This window comes from Mesorhizobium sp. B283B1A, assembly GCF_020165735.1.
Taxonomy (GTDB): domain Bacteria; phylum Pseudomonadota; class Alphaproteobacteria; order Rhizobiales; family Rhizobiaceae; genus Mesorhizobium; species Mesorhizobium opportunistum.
The window spans coordinates 1-20,839 of record NZ_JAIUIQ010000005.1 but is presented as its reverse complement, the minus strand read 5'-3'; the positions used below and the strand labels follow the sequence as shown (position 1 = coordinate 20,839).

The following is a 20,839-nucleotide window of genomic DNA, read 5'->3' as shown; positions in this document are numbered from 1 at the left end:
GAGTAGAGCCGCGGCGGTCGCCAGGCACAGAACCGCGATCCATCCGGAGTTGGCCCGTTGCAGCGGGGGATCGGCGCTGCCGCCGCCAAGGTCAGGACCGATAACGGCCGACACGAACCGTATCCCGGCCCTGATCGGGTTTATCCTGGCGCCCGCAGTGAAATGAGCCGATATCATCCGCCTCATGCCCCCGTCTCGCGAGGCCACGACATCACCCCACCGGGGTGCAATCGGACCGCGGATCGGTTGCTCAGGACATCGCGATAAACGTCGTTCAGCGCTTGCGCGCAGGCATCCCAGTCGGGCAGCGCCAGATCCGGAACCTCCCGATGGGCCTCCAGTTCCCCGGCCAGGGCGTCGGCCAGCTCCCCCGGACCGGCGCTGCACGAAATCGCCCGGCACAGGCCATTGGCGGCCAGCTCCCGCAGGCCCGACGTGTCGCTGACGAGGACCGGACGGCGCAGCGACAGGGCTTCCATCACGGCGACCGGATGGGCTTCGTACTCGCTGAACAGCACGAACAGCGCGGCACTCGCCAGCAGGTCTGCCATTTGCTGCCGCTCGGATCCGGGGATGGCTGCGATAGTGACCCGCTTCTCGAGGCCGAGCGCTGCGACGAGGCGCCGCAATTCTCTCTCGTACGGCCCTGTACCGACGATGTGCAGCCGCACGTCCGGTACCCGGCGGATCAGTTTGGGCAAGGCCGCGATCGCCCGATGATGGCCCTTGTAGCGCTCCAGCCTGCCGCTCGAGACGATCAGGTGTGGATCGACCTTGACGCCGGGGCTAGGAGCCGGCATCGCGGCGCCGTTCGGAATGACGACAAACCGCTCCCGCGGCACGCCCATCCTCGAGCTGAAGAAGTCAGCTTCGAATTCGGAGACGCCGATCAGCCGCGCGGCCCGGGCTACCAGCGGCCGGAGCAGCGTATGCTGGGTGCTGCGTACGGCGTTGCGCAGCCGGGAGGAATGCCCGCCGCTGTGGAAGGTCAGGACGAACGGCAGGTGCCCGCGGACGGCCGCAAGCAGCCCGATCGGCGCCACGAAACTGCTGTAACCCTGGAAGTGGACCAGATCCCAAGCGCCGCGCCGGATCGCGGTATAAATGCCAGGTGCCACATAGAGGTCCAGTTCCCTTGGCCAGGCCGGCACGCGCCGCACACGCATGCCGCGCACCTCCTCCTCAACCGGCAGTTCCCCCGAGGGATCGGTAGTGAGCACGTCGACTGCGTGGCCACGCGCGACCAAGCGGGGACCGACCTCCTGGATGTGGGTTTCAGTGCCGCCCATGAAGGGGTAGCAGCGAGCGGCAACCATCAGGATTCGCATCAGGATTACCCGCCGTCATCACAGGCTGTCGCGCCTCGCCTGTGCTGTTGGTGCACCCTTTCACGCAGGATGGTCTTGAGGACGCGCCAGCCGTCCGGGATGGCGCGCAGATGGCTCACTCCACTGATGCGCGGAGCCTCGAAACTCGCCACCTCGACGATGTTGAGGTGGTTCTTCAATGCCCGTACGTTGATGAGGGTCTCAATCTCGAAGCCATCGCAGTCGCAATTCAGCGTGCCGACGTGCTTGGTCCAGAAGGCGATGTATCCGTAGCACAAATCGGAGAACCAACCGCCATAGAGCAGCCGCACGAACAGGGTCAACCCCCTGTTGCCGAACATCCGGAACAGCGACATGTCGTCGGTACCGGCGCCCTGGATAAAGCGTGACCCCTTGACGAGATCCGCGCCGGCCATCAGCGCACTGACAAAGACAATCGCCTGCTCCGGGACCATGGAGCCGTCAGCGTCCAGCATGACGATGATGTCGCCCGTGGCGGCCCGGAATCCCGCTTGCAGTGCAGCGCCCTTGCCCAGCCGGGGTTCCATGACAACCTTCACTTCCGCGCGCAGGCGGCGCGCGACCGCGACCGTGTCATCAGTCGAACGACCATCCACGACAATAATCTCATGCGCCCAGTCGGGGATGCGCGGCAGAAGCCAAGGGAGGTTCTCGGCTTCATTGAGCGTCGGGACGATAAAGCTCACTCGGGGCAGAGTCAGTGCTCGCTGCAGCGCAAAATCAATCGGGTCGGGCGGCAATACGGCACCGACATGGGCGAGATTGCTGGGGAGACGCTCATTCATGGCAGCGCTGTGACGTCGAGTAGTGGAACCCAACGGACGGGCTGAAAGTGCGCCAGGACTGCCGGTGTCGTGCCAGGTAATAGGCCCCGTACACGAATCGACATGCTAGGCCGAAGCTGTTCGCGGCAGTGCGAATGCAATGCAGGCCGGGACTGGAACGGATCTGAGCAGCATACCGGTGATCATGTTGTCCTTCCATGACCGATGAGCTTCCCGAAAGTCCGGTGCTCCGCATGGCGCGCACGCAAATGCACTGCCGGCCACAAGTCGTAGGGACCAGTTCCAATAACCGCCACATCCACGGGTGTACTCCAACCATTTGCGGACTCCGGGCCAAAATGAAATGAAGATGAGATGCACGAAGATTGGTACGCTTGTCGCCGGCCCTTAAAGCGCTTGTGGCTGGCCCCTAAAGTTTTTGTTGTTGTGCGAGCTTTACCGGTGAAGAAATGAAATGAAAGGGAGATGGGTGGTTAGCAAAAGACAATAGAAGACTAACTCTTTTGGGGTATCCTTTCGGGTTGTTTTCAGCTCACACCGCCAGCGCAGAGGTACGGGCAGCGGCGGCGATCACCTTCAGCAGCTGTGTTGACAGGCTCAAGCGCGTCCGGCTCTTTGCAGGCGGGGTACCTGTGCGGATAGCTAACCCGGTGAGACCGGCCAGGAGAGGGGCTGCCCAAACGACTCCGAGACCCCGCTCAGTCCCGAGACCGTCGCCTCAGGCTCCAGCAACCGATACGAGGTCGTGACCTCTCGCAAACCCCGCATATGCCCGAACAGGTCGATCACCTCCAGGCCGGACCGGCGGTTGTAGGTGTGACATCCCAACGCTCCGGACCAGATGCGACCGATCGGGGTCTGGGCAAACTCCAACTCGCTCAGCGAATCGATCTGGCAGAAGGTCACCGCGCCGCCATAGCCGCGCGCGCAGTCTTGGACCGGGCGTAGCGCGCGTCCGCTGTGTCGGATGACGGCGCCTGCGGGTCGACTGAGCCTGGCATCGAGCAGGACCGGGTTGGCTGCATGAGGCGTCCAAGACCCGGTCAGGCTCTCGGCGTGGTAGAGGCTCAAGGCATCCCAGGACGTGGACTTCCACAGCCTTGGGCTGACGAAAAACCAAAAGCCGCCCTCATGCCAGAGCGGCGTGGTATCGTAGCCCTCAATGCCTTCCATGAGGCAGGCTTCCCGTGTCCACCGGTAAGGGAACTCGACTGCCCTGTAGAGGCAGACATTCCTGGCCGCTCCCGATTCAGGGATCATCCAGATCTGACCATTCTGCTCGAACACGAACGGGTACGAGAGGTGATGCGGTTCCTCCACAACGATCCGGGATGCACCTGCTGTCCCGTCCCGGTTCACGGCCACGACCGCAATGCACCCCCGGTTCTTTGAGTAGAGATACTGCTCGACAAAGATGAAATCCTGCCCCTGATGCCGGAATGGGAACGGGTCGGCAAGGTAGCTGTCGGCATTCCCGGTGAGCATCCTGAAGGGTGCTTCGCCTTTGTCGAGCAGACTCGCCGATTCGTCGATGCGCCAGCCAACCCCCCACGTCCTGCCGCCCCTCGCCAGAACATCCAGACGCCCGATCGCCTTCGATGCAACCGTGCCGGTCACCCTTGCAAGGGCCGAAAGCGCGCCGCACGAAGGTAGCGCCGTCCGTGGACCGGGATTAGCGGACGCAGATGAACCGGTTTCCTCGCACAGGGCCTTGAGAATCAGAGGCACAGCGCAGGAAAGGGCGCTGTCGAGCCTCAATGCCAACACTTGTCGGTCTGCACTGGTCGGGCGCGCCGTCCACGGTCGCAACGGGCGCGCCGTGTCATGCAGGTCGACGAGAAGATCCTGATGATGCACCCAGGCCGCCACGACACCGATCTCGCCGGGTGCGCCATTGAAGATCGGGGTGAGCACGCGCCGCGCCGCCGGGAGCGATTCCGACCCGCTCAAATCGATCACCACATCCGCTTGGCCGGCCGGAGGCGGCGGCAGGCACCGCAGCGCGGCCTCTACGGGGTCGACGGCGCCCTTCCCGCTAAAACCATAGACCAGTCGTTCGAGTTCGAGCAGCAGACGGAAGATTGACGGCAGCGGGCGGCAGTCAGCCGCGAAAACGCAGGAGACCTCGTTGCCGGGCACTTCAGCGAGCGCCTCTGCCAGCCATAGATGCCAGCGCAGCAGCCGCGACGGATCGAGACTCAAGCAAATGCGCATTGTTGTTCTCACGTCGGATTTCAAGAAGACGGGAGCTTTGACGAGAACCACCCAGCCAAGCATCACTATGCCCGATCGACGCCGGTCTGTGCGAGGCCAGAGGAGGTAATCCTTAGGGGCGATTGCACTCGGCGTCCGGCCAGAGCCACATGCAGGGATGATGATCGACTGGCATTGGGCGAAATACGGGGCGAAATACGGACTGCGCAATGCGTGGCTGTGTGCATTTGCTTTGGCGTTCATGTCTGTTGTGGCAATCGCGAGCACCGTGGACAAGCCATCGGCGATGTCTTTCATCAAGACTTCCGGTACAAATTTCACGTTGGACGGCAAGCCGTTCTTCGTGACCGGCGTAAACAACCATTATCTGACCTATGGTTCGCAGGTTGAGGTCACCCGCGTTCTCGATGACGCGGTGGCGATGGGCGCCAATGTGGTCCGCACCTTCCTTCAGCCGGTGATCGGGTCGATCGACGGAAGCGTCCCTACGATCTGGGATTGGCAGCTTGAAGGCGAAGCCAGCAATCTCGCGGTCAAGGGCACCTACCTGCTCTACTGGGATCCAAGTCAAAACAGGATGGCGATCAATGACGGCGCCAACGGCATGCAAAAGGTCGATTTCCTTATCGCCGAGGCCGGCAAACGACATCTCAGGCTCATTATCGCCTTCCTGGATTTCTGGGACTACACGGGTGGCGCCCAGCAGATGCGGGCTTGGTACGGCAGCCAGGACAAGTCCCGGTTTTTCTTCACCGACCCGCGCACGAAGCAGGACTACAGGACCTGGGTCCGCCACGTCGTGCAGCACGTCAACCTGCTCACCGGGCTCGCCTACCGGGATGACCCGACCATCATGGCCTGGGAGCTGATGAACGAAGGCAATGCGCAGCCGGAGGCATTGCTGTTGGCCTGGACTGGCGAAATGTCGGCTTACGTCAAGTCCCTCGATCCCAATCACCTTGTCGGCTCAGGGAATGCCAACATTCCGGTGAAGCTAGCCGATTTGACAATCCCGACTCTCGATTTCGGGACCTGGCACGGCTACCCGCTCTATTACAAGCTGACGGTCCAGCAATTCAACGACATGATCACCGAGTTCTGCCAGTTGGCGGCCGGCGCCAAAAAGCCGGTTCTTCTGGAGGAATTCGGCTATGCCCGCTCCAATCGGCACTCCGCCGAGGCTTACGCCATGTGGCTTGATACGCTTGCCCGTAGTCCCAGCTGCGCTGGTTGGATGGTGTGGCGGCTGGTGTCGCTGCAGGACAGCGGACGCTATCCCGTCGATGAACACGACCAGTTCGATATCCGCAATGATGGAAGCGTGATCTGGAACATCCTCAAAGCCGCGACGGCCCGGGCGGCGCAGACCCGCTTGGCCTCAGGAACCGCCCGGGAAGCCCAATGACCGAAGCCTCCGTTGTGATCTGCGCGCACACTCTCGACCGCTGGGACGAGTTGAAGCGTGCGGTCGGGTCCGTCCGCACCCAAACACGTGCCCCGCGTGAAATCGTCGTGGTCGTGGACAACAACGAGGCCCTGCTAGAGCGCGCCGCGCGCGAGATTGCGGGCGTTACCGTCCTCGCCAATGCCAGGCAACCGGGCTTGTCGGGCGGGCGCATGACAGGAGCGGAATACATCACGGCCCCGGTGATTGCTTTCCTCGATGACGACGCCGTCGCCGACCCGCAGTGGCTGGAGGAGCTATTGGAGGCTTATCGGGATCCGGCGGTGTTGGGGGCCGGCGGTCCGGTTGAGCCGCTGTGGCAGGTGCCGCCGCCCTCGTGGTTTCCCGGCGAGTTCCACTGGGTCGTGGGCTGCACCTACGCCGGCATGCACGTGCGGGACGGGTGCATCCGCAACCCGATCGGGGCCAACATGTCGGTGCGCGCCGACGTGCTGGAGCGCGCCGGCGGCTTTGCGCCGGACCTCGGGCGCCGCAAGCTCGGATTCTCCGTCAGCGGCCGAGCAAGGATCGGCGGCAAAGCTGAGAGCTGCGAGGAGACGGAATTCTGCATCCGGGCCGCCGGCCTATACCTCGGGGGCTATTGGGCGTATCGGCCAGCGGCGCGAGTGCTCCACGCGGTGCCGGTCCAGCGCACCACGTGGAAATACTTCGTCCACCGCTGCCTCGTCGAGGGCACCGCCAAGGCAGTGTTGACGGGTCTCGCAGGGTCCAAAGACGGCCTTGGGGCCGAATGGCACTACGTCCGGGAGGTGCTGCCGCGCGCCGTTGCGAGCGACCTGAGGGCGGCTATGCGCGGCAACGTCGGCGCCGCCCAGCGGGCCGGGGCGATCATGGCGGGCTTTGCCCTTACTGCGTTCGCCTACGCCACGACGCGCCTCGGCGGGGTCGCCGGCGCTTTGTCACAACATTTGCTGTCGCGGGTCCACGCGGCCCATCTGAGATAGCTCACAGGAGTCAAAATTTCCGCGTTCCGCAGCGAGGCTGACTGCTAGAATGTTGTCGCCGATGAGGACAAGCGATGCCGCATTATCGGGTTTACGTTCTGGATGAAGATGGCCAATTCATGGGCGGGGTCAACCTTGCCTGCACGGACGACGATACGGCGAATGAGCACGCCAGGCGGTTAGCAGACGGCCACGAGGTAGAGCTTTGGCGACTGGTTGCGCGGTTCAAATTTGACAATCCGCAGGGTCGTCCCGCGGCGACGAAGCGCCGCCCTCACGCCCTTGGGCCACGTTTCAGCCATTTCAACAAGCCGCTTAAGCGATCGTATTTCCCCTGGATGGGACGTTGCGATTGAAAGCGGATGATGCGGATATCGCCGCCCGTACCGCCGGCCACGTCGCTGAGCGATACGTGCAGAGGCTGGAGCGCGTCAACGCCGCAAGGCGACCTCGGCCAAGTGCATCGACGCGTAAATGGCACGGTCAAACGTCCGCGCCGGCAGCCCGATAGCCTCGACGGCTCGTCCGCCACGCAGCATCCGAAGACATCCGGGCCGTGCTTCTCGAGAACTTCATATACCAACGACCCGCTCGAACCAACCTGCGCCCAACCAGCGCAACATTTCAAACGAGGCACACAGTTTTGGTAGGACGTCCGGAAGGCTGTCTCGGGACGGCTGTTCGATCACTTTCCATATTAGAATGTGTTAATAATTTATATTAGGAATGTGTTGATAAGCGTTAACCAAGCCTCATTCTCGCCGTAAACCGTGGTAGGGTCCGGCTGGGTTTCGTACATCGTCCTCGAATGATCAATTCAGTAGGCGCAATACGGTGTGGGCGATTAAGTAACGAGCGGAAATGCCTGTGTTTTACTTAGGGGCGCGGGTGAAATGAAAAACAAAAAAGACGCAATAAACTAAGGAACTATCGTGCCTATACTAGACAGCAAGCTCGGCAGATCGTTCGCCGGGAGAGATGCGCTCAACCTAAATTCGGCCGCGGCTCGAACCGTCGAACATCTTGCGCGTTGCCAGCCATACCCCTTGTGGGTTCAAGGGCGAAGGCCCGAAGAGCCCGTCGACCACACTCGCCACCGATGGCGAGTTCAACGTTAGGTTCGCTCGACAACAACGCCTAGGGCGAAGACTTCCAACTCCACGACTTTGAAATCCGTTCGCTGTGCTAGCTGCGAGCATGTGACATGTCGCGCGCCTTGGCGATGCGCGGCAGTGGAATCCCCTGTTTTCAACGCCAAAGAAGGATCACGGAATGGCTCTTTCCGCACCCGCAGGCTTTGCTTCTAGCGACCTCGTCTTCGAGGAAAACTTCTCCGGCACGGCGCTCGATAGCGATTGGCATACGTACATCACCAGCAATGCCGCCAACGGCTGGGCCTGGAACAGCTATGGATCAGGTGGAAGCGGCCCGGGCGGGCCGTATGATGCAGACTACGATATGCCGAGCCAAGTGTCCGTGAGCAACGGGCTGCTGGATCTCACGGCGATCAAACAGCCCGTCAGTGGTATGAACCAGGGAACTGCACAGACATTCCCGATCACGTCCGGCGCGGTCAGCAGCTATGGCAACTTCGAATTCAATGGCGGCTACCTTCAGATCAGCATGAAGGCGCCCAGTGGCGACGGCGCGTGGCCTGGCCTCTGGCTGATGCCCGGCAAAGGCGCCGGCACCAGCGGCGACAATTTCGAGATCGATATGCAGGAGGGTGGATACACCGGTTCGGGACCGGCAAACCAGGCGTTCTCCTACCACCTCCACACGCCGTCAGGGGAGTTCGGCGGCGTGGTCGACACCGGCATCGACCTCACGGCCGGCTTCCATACTTACGGCATCAACTGGGTGCCCGGTGAATCGATCACTTGGTATCTGGACGGGAAACAGATGGCGCAAGTGACCAGCGCGCAGGTGCCGATCCCGAATGAACCGATGGAATTGATCATGAGCAATCAGGTCGCGAATTCCAACGCGGCCGGATGGCATACGGCTCTCGATAGCTCGACCCCATCGTCGATGCAGATGCTGGTCGATGGGGTTCAGCTCTATCAGAGGGCGGGCAGCGGCGACACCGTCACGGGCGCCAACGTCACTCCCTCGACATCCTCATCGACCCAGACCCCGCCTGCGCCAACGATCCAGCCAGCGGTGACGCAGGTCACCGCTTCACCGGGAACGGGAATCGAGCATGCCGGCGATGCCATCACGATGACGGTCGCCTTCAACAAAGCCGTAACCGTCACGGGCACGCCAGCACTGTCGCTCAATGATGGCGGAACGGCCAGCTATGTCAGTGGGTCGGGCACCAACGCGCTCACCTTCCGCACCACGGTCGCTTCGACCGACAAGGATACCTCGGCACTCGCTGTCACCGGGGTCAATCTTCCGAGCGGCGCCAGCATCAAGGATGCATCCGGTGTTGCGGCGAACCTCTCGGGCGCGATGAAGACGTTCTCCGGCCTCCAGATCGATCCGGTCTTGCCGGCGGTAACGCAGGCCACAGCCTCGCCAGGAACCGGCACCGAGCACGTCGGAGACACGGTCACGCTGACACTCGGCTTCAACGAGGCCGTGGCGGTGTCGGGCACGCCGACACTATCGCTCAACAATGGCGCGACCGCCACCTATGTGGGCGGCTCCGGAACGAGCGCGCTCAACTTCCGCACAACGGTCGCGTCGACGGACACCGATATCTCGGCGCTCGGCATCGCCGGCGTCAATCTGCCGAACGGTGCGAGCATCCAGGACGCAAGCGGTGTCGCTGCGAATCTTGCGGGCGCGGTGAAGACCTTCTCCGGTCTCCAGGTCGCGACGTCATCGACAGCCCCAACCATCCCAACTGCCCCAACTGGCCCAACTGCCCCAACTAACCCGATTACCCCTACTGCCCCGTCATCGATCGCGCCGGTACTCACCATCGCGGATCCCACGCTCAAGGTGAACGGGGGAGGCGGTACGGTCGACCTGGGGGTCGAGGTGACAACGACCGACCCCAACGATGTCGTGACCGTGAACATAACGGGCTTGCCGAGGTACGAGACGATCACCGACAAACTCGATGGCAAGACGTTCAGGGGCGGCAACATCACCTTGACAGCCGCGCAGGTCGACAGCGGATTGACGCTGGAATCGAACTACAGGGGCTGGGACCAGCCGGTGGCGACACTCAAGTTGACGGCAACAGCGAAGGACCCGGCCACCGGCGCCGTCGCGACAGCCTCGCCGCAGACCATGGCCATAACGGATCCTCGGCCTGCGGCCACCACGGCGGATCATCGGCATGCGACCGGCACGGCCACAGCGTCCGTGGCAAGCCACAGTTTTGCGCTGCTGAACCAGTACCTGGCCGGTCACTCCGGGCGGGCTGATCACGGTCAGATCGTGGCGTCCTTGTCGAATGGAGCCAACTGGAATCAGGACTTGTACCTGACCAGACCGCACCATTGATCGCCTCCAGGGCTTCAGCGCCTGGTGCGACACCGTCGCATTCGCGAAAGCTGAGAAGGAACATGGAACGCGGACGTGTATCCGCGAAGGGTTAAGCCAGAATGGCGATGCAAAACGAGAATGCCAACGCCGCAGACCTTGAAGTTCGAGCCCTGGCTCTGTTCCTGCGCCTTCATGGCGTAGACGCTAAGCCCGATCAGATCCGCGATCGCTGCGGTGGCGGCGATGCGATCGGCGTCCGTGCGATGATTCGCTGCGCCCGTGGGCTCGGGCTGAAGGTCGGCTCGCGCAAGACAAACTGGAAGCGACTTGGGAATGTCCGGCTCCCCGGCATCGCGTCGCTGCGGAATGGCGGGTTTCTGCTCCTTGGAAAGGTCAACGACAAGGCAGCGATTGTGCTTGATCCAACCTGGTCCCGTCCGAAGCAGATCGCGCGCGCTGAATTCGAAGCAATCTGGGATGGCCGTTTGATCTTGGTTGGACCGACTGTTGCAAATCGGATCGTTCATGCATTCGTCAAAATCGGTGCCCGCGGGCGTGACCTGGCGCAAGGTGCAGGCAATGCCTTGATGCGCGCTCGCGATACATTGATGCGTGCGCGGGTCGCCGATCGACGCGATCCGGCGCCTCAGGCGGCAAGCAACGATTCTGAGAGCGACGACTCAGGCCTACTTGCCCTGGCGATATTGCTGCATTGCCATGGTATCGCGGCCGATCCGGGCCAAATTCGCCACCGGATGGGCGCGGCGCGCGCAGGTGTCACCGAAATCCTGCGCTGTGCAAAGGATTTCGGGCTCAAGGCTAAGGTGCAGAGGACGAACTGGGATCGGCTCGCGGTTACTCCGCTGCCGGGGATCGCCGTGCTACGGGACGGTGGATTCCTGATCCTTGGCAAAATCCTCGACGACAAACTCATCGTTCAGCGCCCATCGTCACCGCAACCCTATGCATTGACGCAGGAGGAACTCGAGGCCATCTGGGACGGCGACATCATCCTGATGACACGGCGCGCGGCCCTGACGGATCTCTCTCGCCGATTTGATATCAGCTGGTTTCTCGGCGCGGTCCACAAGTATCGTTATCTTCTCGGCGAGGTGCTGATCGCATCGTTCTTCCTTCAGATATTTGCCGTCATCACACCGCTGTTCTTCCAGGTGGTCATCGACAAGGTGCTTGTGCATCGAAGCATGAGCACGCTCGACGTTCTGGTCACTGGTCTCGTCGCGCTGACCGTTTTCGAAGCTATTCTCGGCACGCTGCGTGTCTATCTGTTCGCGCATACGACGAACCGCATCGACGTCGAGCTCGGCGCCCGGCTGTTTCGTCACTTGATGGCGTTGCCGATCGCATATTTCCAGACACGCCGCGTCGGGGATTCAGTCGCACGCGTCCGCGAGCTCGAGAATATCCGCCAGTTCCTGACGAGCTCGGCGCTCACGCTTGTCATCGATCTCGTCTTCACCTTCGTTTTCCTTGCGGTGATGTTCTATTACTCGACGTTCTTGACTCTGATCGTTCTGGCGTCGTTCCCATTCTACATCTGCATTTCCGCGGGAGCTGCACCGCTGTTTCGCCGGCGCCTTGATGAGAAGTTCGATCGCGGCTCGGAGAACCAAGCTTTCCTGGTCGAGACCGTCACGGGCGTCGAGACGCTGAAGGCCATGGCGGTCGAGCCGCAGATGCAGCGCCGCTGGGAGGAGCAGCTCGCAGCCTATGTCACAGCAAGCTTCCGCGTGCTCAGCCTGAACAATACGGCGAGCCAAGCGGTGCAGATGATCAACAAGCTGGTCGTCGCCGCAACCCTCTATTTCGGTGCCAGGCTCGTGATCGGCGGCGAGCTGAGCGTCGGCGGGCTCGTCGCATTCAACATGCTGGCTGCGCGCGTCAGCACGCCAGTGCTTCGGCTTGCGCAGATCTGGCAGGATTTCCATCAAGCCCGCCTGTCGATCGACCGTCTCGGCGACATACTCAACACCATTCCCGAGCCAAGCTTCAATCCTGGCCGAGCCGCACTGCCGACGATCCGCGGGCGGGTGACGTTCGAGCATGCGACTTTCCGCTACCGCATCGATGGCCCCGAGGTACTGCACGACGTGTCGTTCAGCGTCGAGCCCGGTCAGGTCATCGGCATCGTGGGCTCCTCGGGCTCAGGCAAGAGCACCGTCGCCAAGCTGATACAGCGGCTCTATGTGCCGGAGAGTGGGCGGGTGCTGGTCGATGGCGTCGACCTGGCAATGGTCGATCTAACCTGGCTTCGACGCCAGATTGGCGTTGTCTTGCAGGATAACGTGCTCTTCAATCGCTCCATTCGCGAGAACATCGCCCTCGCCGATCCGGCTATGCCCATGGAGCGCGTCATTGCGGCGGCATCGCTCGCCGGCGCTCACGATTTCATCCTGGAGCTGCCTGAGGGCTATGACACCATCGTGGGCGAACGCGGCAGCAGTCTTTCCGGTGGGCAGCGCCAACGCGTCGCAATCGCTCGCGCACTCATTACCGATCCGCGCATCCTCATCCTCGATGAAGCGACCAGCGCTCTGGACTATGAAAGCGAGCGCGCCATTCAGCAGAACATGAAACGAATTTCTGCCGGCCGAACCGTCTTCGTCATCGCTCATCGGCTCTCGACCGTGCGCCACGCGAACCGCATCATAACGATCGAGCATGGCCGTATCGTCGAGGACGGTACCCATGATGACCTAATCCGCTCGAATGGGCGTTACGCAAACCTCCACTATCTACAAGCCGGCATCCATGAAGTCCGCTAATCGAAATGTCGTCGAGTTTCCCAGAGCCCAGCTTCGGCGCCGCGAGCACGAAATTGCGTTCCTGCCGGCGGCGCTCGAAATCACCGAAACGCCGCCGTCGCCGATCGGGCGCGCGATCGCGGCGAGTATCGTCGCGGTTTTCTGCTTCGCGCTGGTGTGGGCGTCGCTGGGCACCGTCGATGTCGTGGCAACCGCGACGGGCAAGATCGTGCCAGACGGGCGCACCAAGGTGCTCCAGCCGTTCGAAGCGGGCGTTGTGCGCGCTATCAACGTACGCGATGGGCAGAGCGTGAAGGCTGGCGAGGTTCTGATCGAGCTTGATCCGACCATGACCGAAGCCGACCAGGAGCGCCAGAAAAGCGAACTCCTTTCGGCCGAACTCGACGTCGCGCGGCTGCGCGCGGCGCTCGCGGAGAATCCGCTTGCTGCCTTCCAGCCACCGCACAGGGCGAGCGCCGCGGAGATCGAGATGCATCGTCAGTTTCTGATCAGTCAGCTTGCCGAACAGGACGCCAAGCTCGCCGAGATCGATCGCCAGCGAAATCAGAAGGAAGCGGAACGATCGACCACCTTGGCAAGCGGAGCGAAGCTCCAGGCGACGATACCGGTTCTTGAGGAGCGGGTCGACATTCGCAAGAAGCTCCTCGACGAGGCACTTTCTTCGAAGGTCGTCTATCTCTCCGAGTATCAGGAACTCGTCGGCCTTCAGCAGGATCTCAAACTTGAGCAGGGCCGCCTGCGCGAAGCCGATGCGGCCATCGCACTGCTAAAGGAAACGAGGGAAAGGACCGCTGCGGAGTATCGGCGCGCGACCTATGACGCACTCGCCAGATCCCAGCAGAGGGCTGCGAGCGCTGAGCAGGAGGTGATCAAGGCGGAGCGGCTCACAAAGCTCCAACAATTGACCGCGCCGGTCGATGGCGTCGTGCAACAACTCGCCGTTCATACGGTGGGGGGCGTGGTGACGCCTGCTCAGGCACTGGCCGTGGTGGTTCCGAGTGGGAGTCATCTCGAGATCGAGGCTATGCTCTCCAACCGAGATATCGGTTTTGTCCATCCGGGACAGAAGACTGAAATCAAGGTCGATACATTCAATTTCACCCGCTACGGGCTACTTCATGGAGAAGTGCTCAGCGTGTCATCGGACGCCATAACCCGCAACAGGCAACAGAGCGCATCGAATGACCCCGCGTCGGGCGTATCGCAGAGCGAAAGTGAGCCGAGAGGTCAGGAACTGGAATATGCCGCACGCGTTTCACTTGACCGTACGGACATGCAGGTTGATGACAAACTCGTCAAGCTCGGTCCCGGCATGGCGGTGACGGTCGAGATCAAGACTGGTACGCGCAGTATCATCGGCTATTTTCTTTCGCCGCTGGCGAAATATAAGCAGGAAGCGCTACGAGAGCGGTAAAAGCCGGCTTCCAGCCGACGAACCTTCGTCCTCCCGTTGTCAACTCGAGAGCGCAGGGCGTGTTCCTATTCGATGAGTGGTCCGAACCAGGACGTTAGGGCTACCCCCAATTCGCCAAGGGGCCCACCTCCGGGGCGTGCTACGACTGTTCCGCGCAATTGCAGAGCGGAAACCGCGACCGTGAACATAGTCGGCCAAGCCACTCCAAACACATTTCATCTTCGAAATCAGTGCTCTCATCGAAGCCACTGGCTAGCGGGAATACGACGCGCGCTGGTGGTTCGGGCATCCAGGCTCGGACAAAGAACCCGAACTCAACCTGATGGGCGTGCAGGCGATCGGCGTCGGCTCGGCACCTTGATCCGCCGAATTGGTGTCGGCCCGGACATCGTCACCGGACACGACTTCCGCAGTTATTCCAAGGCCATTGCGACGGCACTGGTCTCCGGCCTGATAACGGCCAGCGCGCGCGTCAAGGACATCGGTTTGGCCCTTCCTCCCACAGCCTACTTCGCCCGGTTCGCACTCAACTTTCCGTCGGCGGCCATGGTGACGGCCTCCCACAACGAGAACGGCTGGACCGCAGTGAAGATGGGGGCGCAAAGGCCCCTGACATTCGGTCGGAGGAGATGACAGCTTTGAAGGCGCTTGTGCTGGACGGCGATCTCGATCTCATCGGCGGGAGGAACTATGAATTCGGGCCCGGATTTCGCGAGAGATATATCGAAGACCTGACTGCCGGAAAGACCGTCGGCCGAAAGCTGAGGGTGGTGGCTGCCTGCGGCAACGGCACCGCAGGTGCTGCCCAATCTCGTCACAGTGAATGGAGTGCGTGTGGTTGCCCAGGACGGCACGTGGGGCCTGGCCGGGGTGGAAAACCCCATCTCGTCGGACCGAGGTCGCGAGATGTTCGAGGCTCTCGATGCTGTGCCGCGCCGCAATCCGGAAGTCGGGGTCTACAATCAGACATTCTGAGAGGAACTGGACCATGCCTGGCCGGATCGTAAGTTTTATCATGAGCGGGGGCGTCGGCTCTCGGCTATGGCCGCTCTCACGCGAAGACAATCCCAAGCAATTCCACGACCTTTCGGGCGACGGCTCCATGCTCGCCAAGACCGTCCGACGCCTCAAGGCGCGGCCATATGCTGAAACGCCGATCTACCTGATCGCTGCCGAACGACACGCCGATCGCGTTATCTCTGACATCGGTCCGCTCGGCCTCCAGGGCGGCAAGCCGATTTTCGAGCCCGTAGCTCGCAATACCGCCGCCGCGGTCGCCATAGCCACCTTGCAGACGATCTGCGAGCATGGCGGCGACGCGCTTGTGCTGATGGTCCCGTCCGATCATCAGATATCAACCGAAGCGCAATTCTGGGAAACCGTCGAGGCGGGCACGCCTGCCGCCGAGTCAGGAAGCATTGTAGTGTTCGGCATCAAGCCGACACATCCCGAAACCGGGTACGGTTACATCGAGGTTTCGGTGAACCGTGGGGGGGTTGCCGCCGTTTCGCGTTTCGTCGAAAAACCCGATGCTGAGACAGCCGGCCAATATGTGTCTTCGGGAAGATTCTACTGGAATGCCGGCATCTTTCTGTTTCAGGCCAACACGATGCGGCAAGCATTCCTCGACCTGCGACCCGACATCTGGGAAAGCGTGGAACGGGCCTACAAGACCGCACGGACTGACGTCTCAGGCATCTACCTGCCCCAGGGCTTCTACTCGGCTGTCCCTTCGACATCGATCGACTACGCAATCATGGAGCGCGCCCGCGGCATCGCGATGGTTACGGCCTCCTTCCGCTGGAACGACCTCGGATCGTGGCAATCGCTGCTCGAAGCCAGCCCGACGGACCGCGACGGCAACGTCGTCATGGGCGACGTCGTCGCCATGGATTGCGGCAGCTCCTACCTCAGAAGCCTGGGCAGGCTGCTGACCGTCATCGGGATGAAGGATGTGGCGGTGGTGGCGACGCCGGACGCGGTATTCGTCGCTCCAGTCAGCCACAGCCAGAACGTGAAGAAAGTCGTCGAACAGTTGGAGAAGAGCGGACGCCTCGAGACCAAGTTCACGGCGTCGGAAGACCAGGTCATTGTTTCCGGCTCATGGCGCAAGCGCGTCGAGCACTGGCTCTTCGAGGAGACGCTGCCGCTGTGGTCCACCGCAGGTGTCGACGATGTGCACGGTGGCTTCCACGAGGCTCTTGGTTTCGATGCAAGGCCACTGGGCAAACCCAAGCGCATGCGCACGATGGCTCGCCAGATCTACGCTTTCGCGGTGGCCAAGGAACGCGGCTGGCACGGACCTGCCGACAAGCTGATCGACCATGGTATCGACTTCATCGCGAAATACGGCCGGACCGACCGCGGGGGTTGGGTGCGCACGCTGAATGCGGACGGCAGCGTGGCTGACCGGGTCGAGGACGTGTACGACCATTCCTGCGTGCTCCTGGCGCTTGCCCATGCTCATCGATGCGGCCATCAGGAAGCCCTGCGGCTTGCCCAGGAGACATTCCAATTCATCGACGCCCATCTTGAAGACGACAGCCTGAACGGTTTCTTCGAGACCCCGGGCTGGAAGGGGGTGCGGTTCTCGAACCCGCACATGCATATGCTAGAATCCTTCCTTGCCTGGCACGACGTCACCGGCGACCGTGCATATCTGCGTCGAGCGGCACGCGTCATCGATCTCTTCCGGTGCCATTTCTTCGACCAGGAAAGCTGGACGCTTGGGGAACATTTCGACGTCGATTGGCTGCCATTGCCGGGTGACAAGGGACAGTGGACCGAACCGGGGCACCATTTCGAATGGGCCTCCCTCCTCGTCGATTTCGCCCGCGCGAGCGGGCAGAAAGACTTGGCGGCCTACGCAAGGAAACTCTACTCGTCGGCGGTCGCCAGCGGATTGAATCGGGCCACGGGTCTGGCCTATGCAGCGGTATCGCGGCAGGGATTGCCCCTCGACCGGCTCTCCCGCAGTTGGCCGCAATGCGAGGCCATCAAGGCGGCCGTCGCCCTGGACGGCATTGGCGGACCGGATCTGAAACCCGAGATCGAAGCTCGTGTCGCCCGCCTCTTCCGATGGCATATTGATCCGGCACCGCTTGGCTTGTGGGTCGACCGCATTGACGAGCGCGGAAGGTCACTGGCGACGGAGGTCCCTGCGAGCATCTTCTACCACCTGGTGACGGCGTTGATGCAGTATCTGGACAAGACTGGAGGACAGGTCAAACCTTTCCCGCTGCCTGCTTTGGATAGGGGCGAAACGGTTCCGAAGCAGATTTACGGCTGACCGGAAACTGGGCTGCTTTAGTCGACGGCGGAATCCCACGCCGGTTGAGAAGCCATTTGGCAGAGGTCGACGGCTTCAAACCTGTCCAAAACCGAATCTAGCATCCCACTTTGTGCATAGGCGACCGCAATCCGGGCTGAGGCGCCGAGCGATCTCACCAATCCCAGCAATCGTAGACTGGTCGGCGTCGTAGCCGACCTGTCGGATACGCAACTGGCGAAACGCTGTGCGGACGTGCTGGGCAGTCAAGGGACCTACGATCGCGACTTGCGCCAACTTTGCCTGCTGATCGCCCGCCGCTAAATAGAACAGCCGGGACGGAAGTGCGAAGCAGCCGCAAGCCGGTGTGACACTCTCCTGCCTTCGGCCAGTCAGAAAGCTCGTTTCCGCGAGGTGACGGGCTTTTTGGCGGCCATGAGTAGAACTCGACGCTGGTCTTTTCTCATGCTTGGGCAGAGACCCTGCGCCACTACATCCGCCGTTTTCTGAAGCTAGACACCGATATCTCCGAGGACCAGCGGCCAAAGCTGACGAGTTGGACCGAGAGCGCAACGTAAAGCCCCATGGAATCCAGATACGAACTAAAGACGGGCCGGCAACCACCCTAACCCGGGGTTCACCCAAGGCCGACCTTAACTGACCTGGCGATGTGCCTTACCGCCAACGATCTAGTCTAGCCCCCTGGATCGACGTTTCTTCAAAGCTTTGGAACCCTTAGCTTCGGCAGCAAGACGTTGTTCACGAAGTCGCGCAGTTTTTGTATCTCGTGCCTCCTTCTCGGCGGCGTTAGCAAGTTTTGCCTCGCGGTCGGCGCGCTCCAATCGGTCTTTGTCGACGCTTCGCTGGGACAGTTTGGCCTCCTACCAGAAGACCCTTCAATTTGAATTTTGCCGAAATGTTCCCCATAAAATTCATCAGACCGTGGCCCGCCACGTGGAAGCAGTGACGGGCCGACTACGGCTGTGCGTCATGGCCATCACCGCCTCCACGGAATGGCTAGCCGACGCCTCCGCCAGCTTCAGGTTGCGCGATAGCGTCGAGGGTGTGGTGTCGAAGGCGCCCATGGGAAGGATTGTTTGATGTTTCAGACAGACAAGGGCGCTGCGCTGACGATCTCAGATTTCTCGATCCTAACACTGCAGTAAAGGCCGCTATCGAACTGTATGGCCCGGAGCCAGACCGCGGTGGCCACTGTGCTTTGGAAGCTCATTATGACGGTCGGTCGGCTGATTTCCGTTTCTGGTCCGCAGTTTTCCGAGACCTAATTGGCGCCGTTCATTGAGAAGACGGCGGTGATGGACAACCGAAGTGACAGCTTTATCCGCCTTTGCTTGCTCCCTATTGCTGTTCTCATACTTCATTCGGATAGCTTTGAGGTATATTAGCATTGGCGCATAAATCATCGAGCCGACGGCGCCGTGCTCACAAACAGCCCGACGGTTAGGCCCGGTTCCTGTTCACATCCCAAAACCCACAGGCGCCGGGCCGCCTCGGATCGTTCAAGGGGCTGCGACTACAGCGAGACTGGCGTTATGGGCCAAGAAAGCCCTCGGCCCCATTCAGACGGATAGATCGAAGCGCTGCGTTGCCAACCACCAGCGCTGTTCGAGCGCGCGATCTGCTTCAAGCGGAGCTCGACCATCACATCAACTCATGGGCAATTGACGTTCGCTGTTGGACCGAATAGCGCCGAACGGCATGGCTTGCGACGCAAAAGCACGGCACCTCTCGACAGTTCGAACAGGCGCCGGGGTCCGCGCCCCGCGAAGGACGCTGGGCCTATCGGGATCCCCCGATACCTCGCCGGGCGCCTATTCTGGCGCCCCGCCGCCCAAGTGTGCAATGGCTTCGACGAATACCCGGTAAAGGCTTTCAACATCTTCGTCGATTTCTATCCTCTTGATGCCGACTGCTTTCGCGTCGGCGAAGAGCTTGTGTGTGAGTTCAGCGATAAACACTGCATCGGGAGGCGCTGTCTCGGGGACCTCATTAGCGATCCATTTGTGCAGAAAACTGATGCCGCGTGTGCTCATCCAAAGATCCACCAGGCGCCTAGGCTACAGACCGCGAGCACAAGGACTGCAGCCGAGATCATTATCCCCCTCCGGTTCTGCCACTTCGGTGGAGGGCTAGGCACCAGTTTCTCTGAATGGTTGTCCATCAGTGACAAGCTATGATGAGAAATTAGGTTCCGCTAATCATGAACGCCTAGAGAGAATGTCAGACGCCGCCATATGCGGTCTGCACGTTGGGAAGCTTGAGGCCAGCCCACACAATAGCTGATTGAGAATCTGTCTCTCTGGAAGGGTGGGATGGACATCCAATCATCTGGCCAGGTCTGCGCAGCGCACCACCTGCATTGGTGCGCGAGGCGCCCAGGACTGTATATACGGCGTCTCGGTGAAGGCGCGATGTTACGCAAACAGGGCCCTTATCGGGGTGAGACCGAGTGTCAGCCTATCGACGTGATCGTTGATGTGGCCGGCAAGTGGGGGCTGTTCGTTGCCATCGACATCCATGAACGTTGATGCCTCTCCGCTGGTTCACGGACCTCGCCATACCATTGGGCATGGCTTTCCATGAGCTGGCGTCGAGCGAGCGAGATTGCGATGGTCACTCCCAAGCAGCGGAGCTCGTTCCATGCCCGCTGATCCCACGTTATTCGGCGCGTCGAACCATGTGTCATTAACCTATGATGTACAGGGACAGCGGTTTTGTGCACGGAAGATCCCAGTTTGCACGGCCGATGCCGACCGGTCTCGCGCGCAGTGCCGCCCTGCCAGAGGGAACCGTTCCGTCATGTAACGGAATTCTTGGCGGCCGACCGCATTATCCAGTCTGATAGGCTTCTCGTCGTTGACCCAGTCCAGTCTGCCCTCAGACCGAATGGCAAGACCCCGCCTCTCAGAAAGTCTGATTGTAGGCGCCGACTTCGGAGCTGCGGCGCAGCACGGCGTCGACGGCCTCGAACATCTGTCGGCGGCGCTGCGACGACACCGGGCTTTCGACGACCACGACGAGCTCAGGCTTGTTCGAAGACGCCCGCACCAGCCCCCAGGTGCCGTCCTCGGCGACGACACGCACGCCGTTGACGGTGATCAGGTCCGATATCTTCTGGCCGGCGAAAGCGGCGCCGTCTCGCATCATCG

At 61.4% G+C, this 20,839-nt stretch carries 11 protein-coding genes and 2 pseudogenes; 8 read left to right on the top strand and 5 right to left on the bottom strand.

The features are described 5' to 3' along the window. Nucleotides 1-182: 182 nt before the first annotated feature. From LB577_RS05170 to LB577_RS05160, 3 genes are all read right to left on the bottom strand, one after another. On the bottom strand, nt 183-1,328 hold the full coding sequence (locus LB577_RS05170) for a glycosyltransferase family 4 protein (RefSeq protein ID WP_224685829.1): 1,146 nt from the start codon (nt 1,326-1,328) through the stop codon (nt 183-185). Nucleotides 1,329-1,333: 5 nt separating this feature from the next. Continuing rightward, nucleotides 1,334-2,134, bottom strand: a complete 801-nt coding sequence (locus LB577_RS05165; protein ID WP_224685828.1) for a glycosyltransferase family 2 protein — start codon at nt 2,132-2,134, stop codon at nt 1,334-1,336. Between the two features lie 642 nt (nt 2,135-2,776). Then, nucleotides 2,777-4,411 carry a hypothetical protein gene (locus LB577_RS05160; RefSeq protein ID WP_224685826.1) on the bottom strand — a complete coding sequence of 545 codons (1,635 nt, stop codon included), beginning with the start codon at nt 4,409-4,411 and terminating at the stop codon, nt 2,777-2,779. A gap of 97 nt (nt 4,412-4,508) precedes the next feature. On the opposite strand from LB577_RS05160, the gene LB577_RS05155 reads away from it, so the two are divergent. From LB577_RS05155 to LB577_RS05120, 8 genes and pseudogenes are all read left to right on the top strand, one after another. Continuing rightward, complete coding sequence (locus tag LB577_RS05155; protein WP_224685825.1) at nt 4,509-5,753, top strand: glycoside hydrolase 5 family protein; 1,245 nt, start codon at nt 4,509-4,511, stop codon at nt 5,751-5,753. Next, nucleotides 5,750-6,757 (top strand): glycosyltransferase family 2 protein, encoded by a 1,008-nt coding sequence (locus LB577_RS05150; protein ID WP_224685824.1) that lies wholly within the window; start codon nt 5,750-5,752, stop codon nt 6,755-6,757. The genes LB577_RS05155 and LB577_RS05150 overlap by 4 nt, the downstream gene beginning before the upstream one ends. A 1,272-nt stretch (nt 6,758-8,029) precedes the next feature. After that, on the top strand, nt 8,030-10,219 hold the full coding sequence (locus tag LB577_RS05145; RefSeq protein WP_224685823.1) for a glycoside hydrolase family 16 protein: 2,190 nt from the start codon (nt 8,030-8,032) through the stop codon (nt 10,217-10,219). Nucleotides 10,220-10,320: 101 nt separating this feature from the next. Then, nucleotides 10,321-12,987 carry a type I secretion system permease/ATPase gene (locus tag LB577_RS05140; RefSeq protein WP_283257900.1) on the top strand — a complete coding sequence of 889 codons (2,667 nt, stop codon included), beginning with the start codon at nt 10,321-10,323 and terminating at the stop codon, nt 12,985-12,987. Next, entirely contained in the window at nt 12,974-14,401 is a 1,428-nt protein-coding gene (locus LB577_RS05135; RefSeq protein WP_224685822.1) for an HlyD family type I secretion periplasmic adaptor subunit, read from the top strand. Before LB577_RS05140 ends, LB577_RS05135 begins: the two co-directional genes overlap by 14 nt. A 180-nt stretch (nt 14,402-14,581) precedes the next feature. Continuing rightward, nucleotides 14,582-15,204: pseudogene (locus LB577_RS05130) on the top strand (phosphomannomutase/phosphoglucomutase); the annotation flags it as partial. Further along, complete coding sequence (locus LB577_RS05125) at nt 15,200-15,376, top strand: hypothetical protein (RefSeq protein WP_224686025.1); 177 nt, start codon at nt 15,200-15,202, stop codon at nt 15,374-15,376. The pseudogene LB577_RS05130 and the gene LB577_RS05125, both read left to right, overlap by 5 nt. A gap of 13 nt (nt 15,377-15,389) precedes the next feature. Beyond that, nucleotides 15,390-17,690, top strand: coding sequence for an AGE family epimerase/isomerase (locus tag LB577_RS05120; RefSeq protein WP_224686015.1), 2,301 nt, complete (start codon nt 15,390-15,392; stop codon nt 17,688-17,690). Nucleotides 17,691-19,501: 1,811 nt separating this feature from the next. On the opposite strand, the gene LB577_RS05115 is transcribed toward LB577_RS05120, so the two are convergent. Together LB577_RS05115 and LB577_RS05110 are read right to left on the bottom strand one after the other, a co-directional pair. Then, nucleotides 19,502-19,723, bottom strand: coding sequence for a hypothetical protein (locus tag LB577_RS05115; protein WP_224685821.1), 222 nt, complete (start codon nt 19,721-19,723; stop codon nt 19,502-19,504). An 871-nt stretch (nt 19,724-20,594) separates the two neighbouring features. Continuing rightward, nucleotides 20,595-20,839: pseudogene (locus LB577_RS05110) on the bottom strand (phosphomannomutase/phosphoglucomutase); the annotation flags it as partial.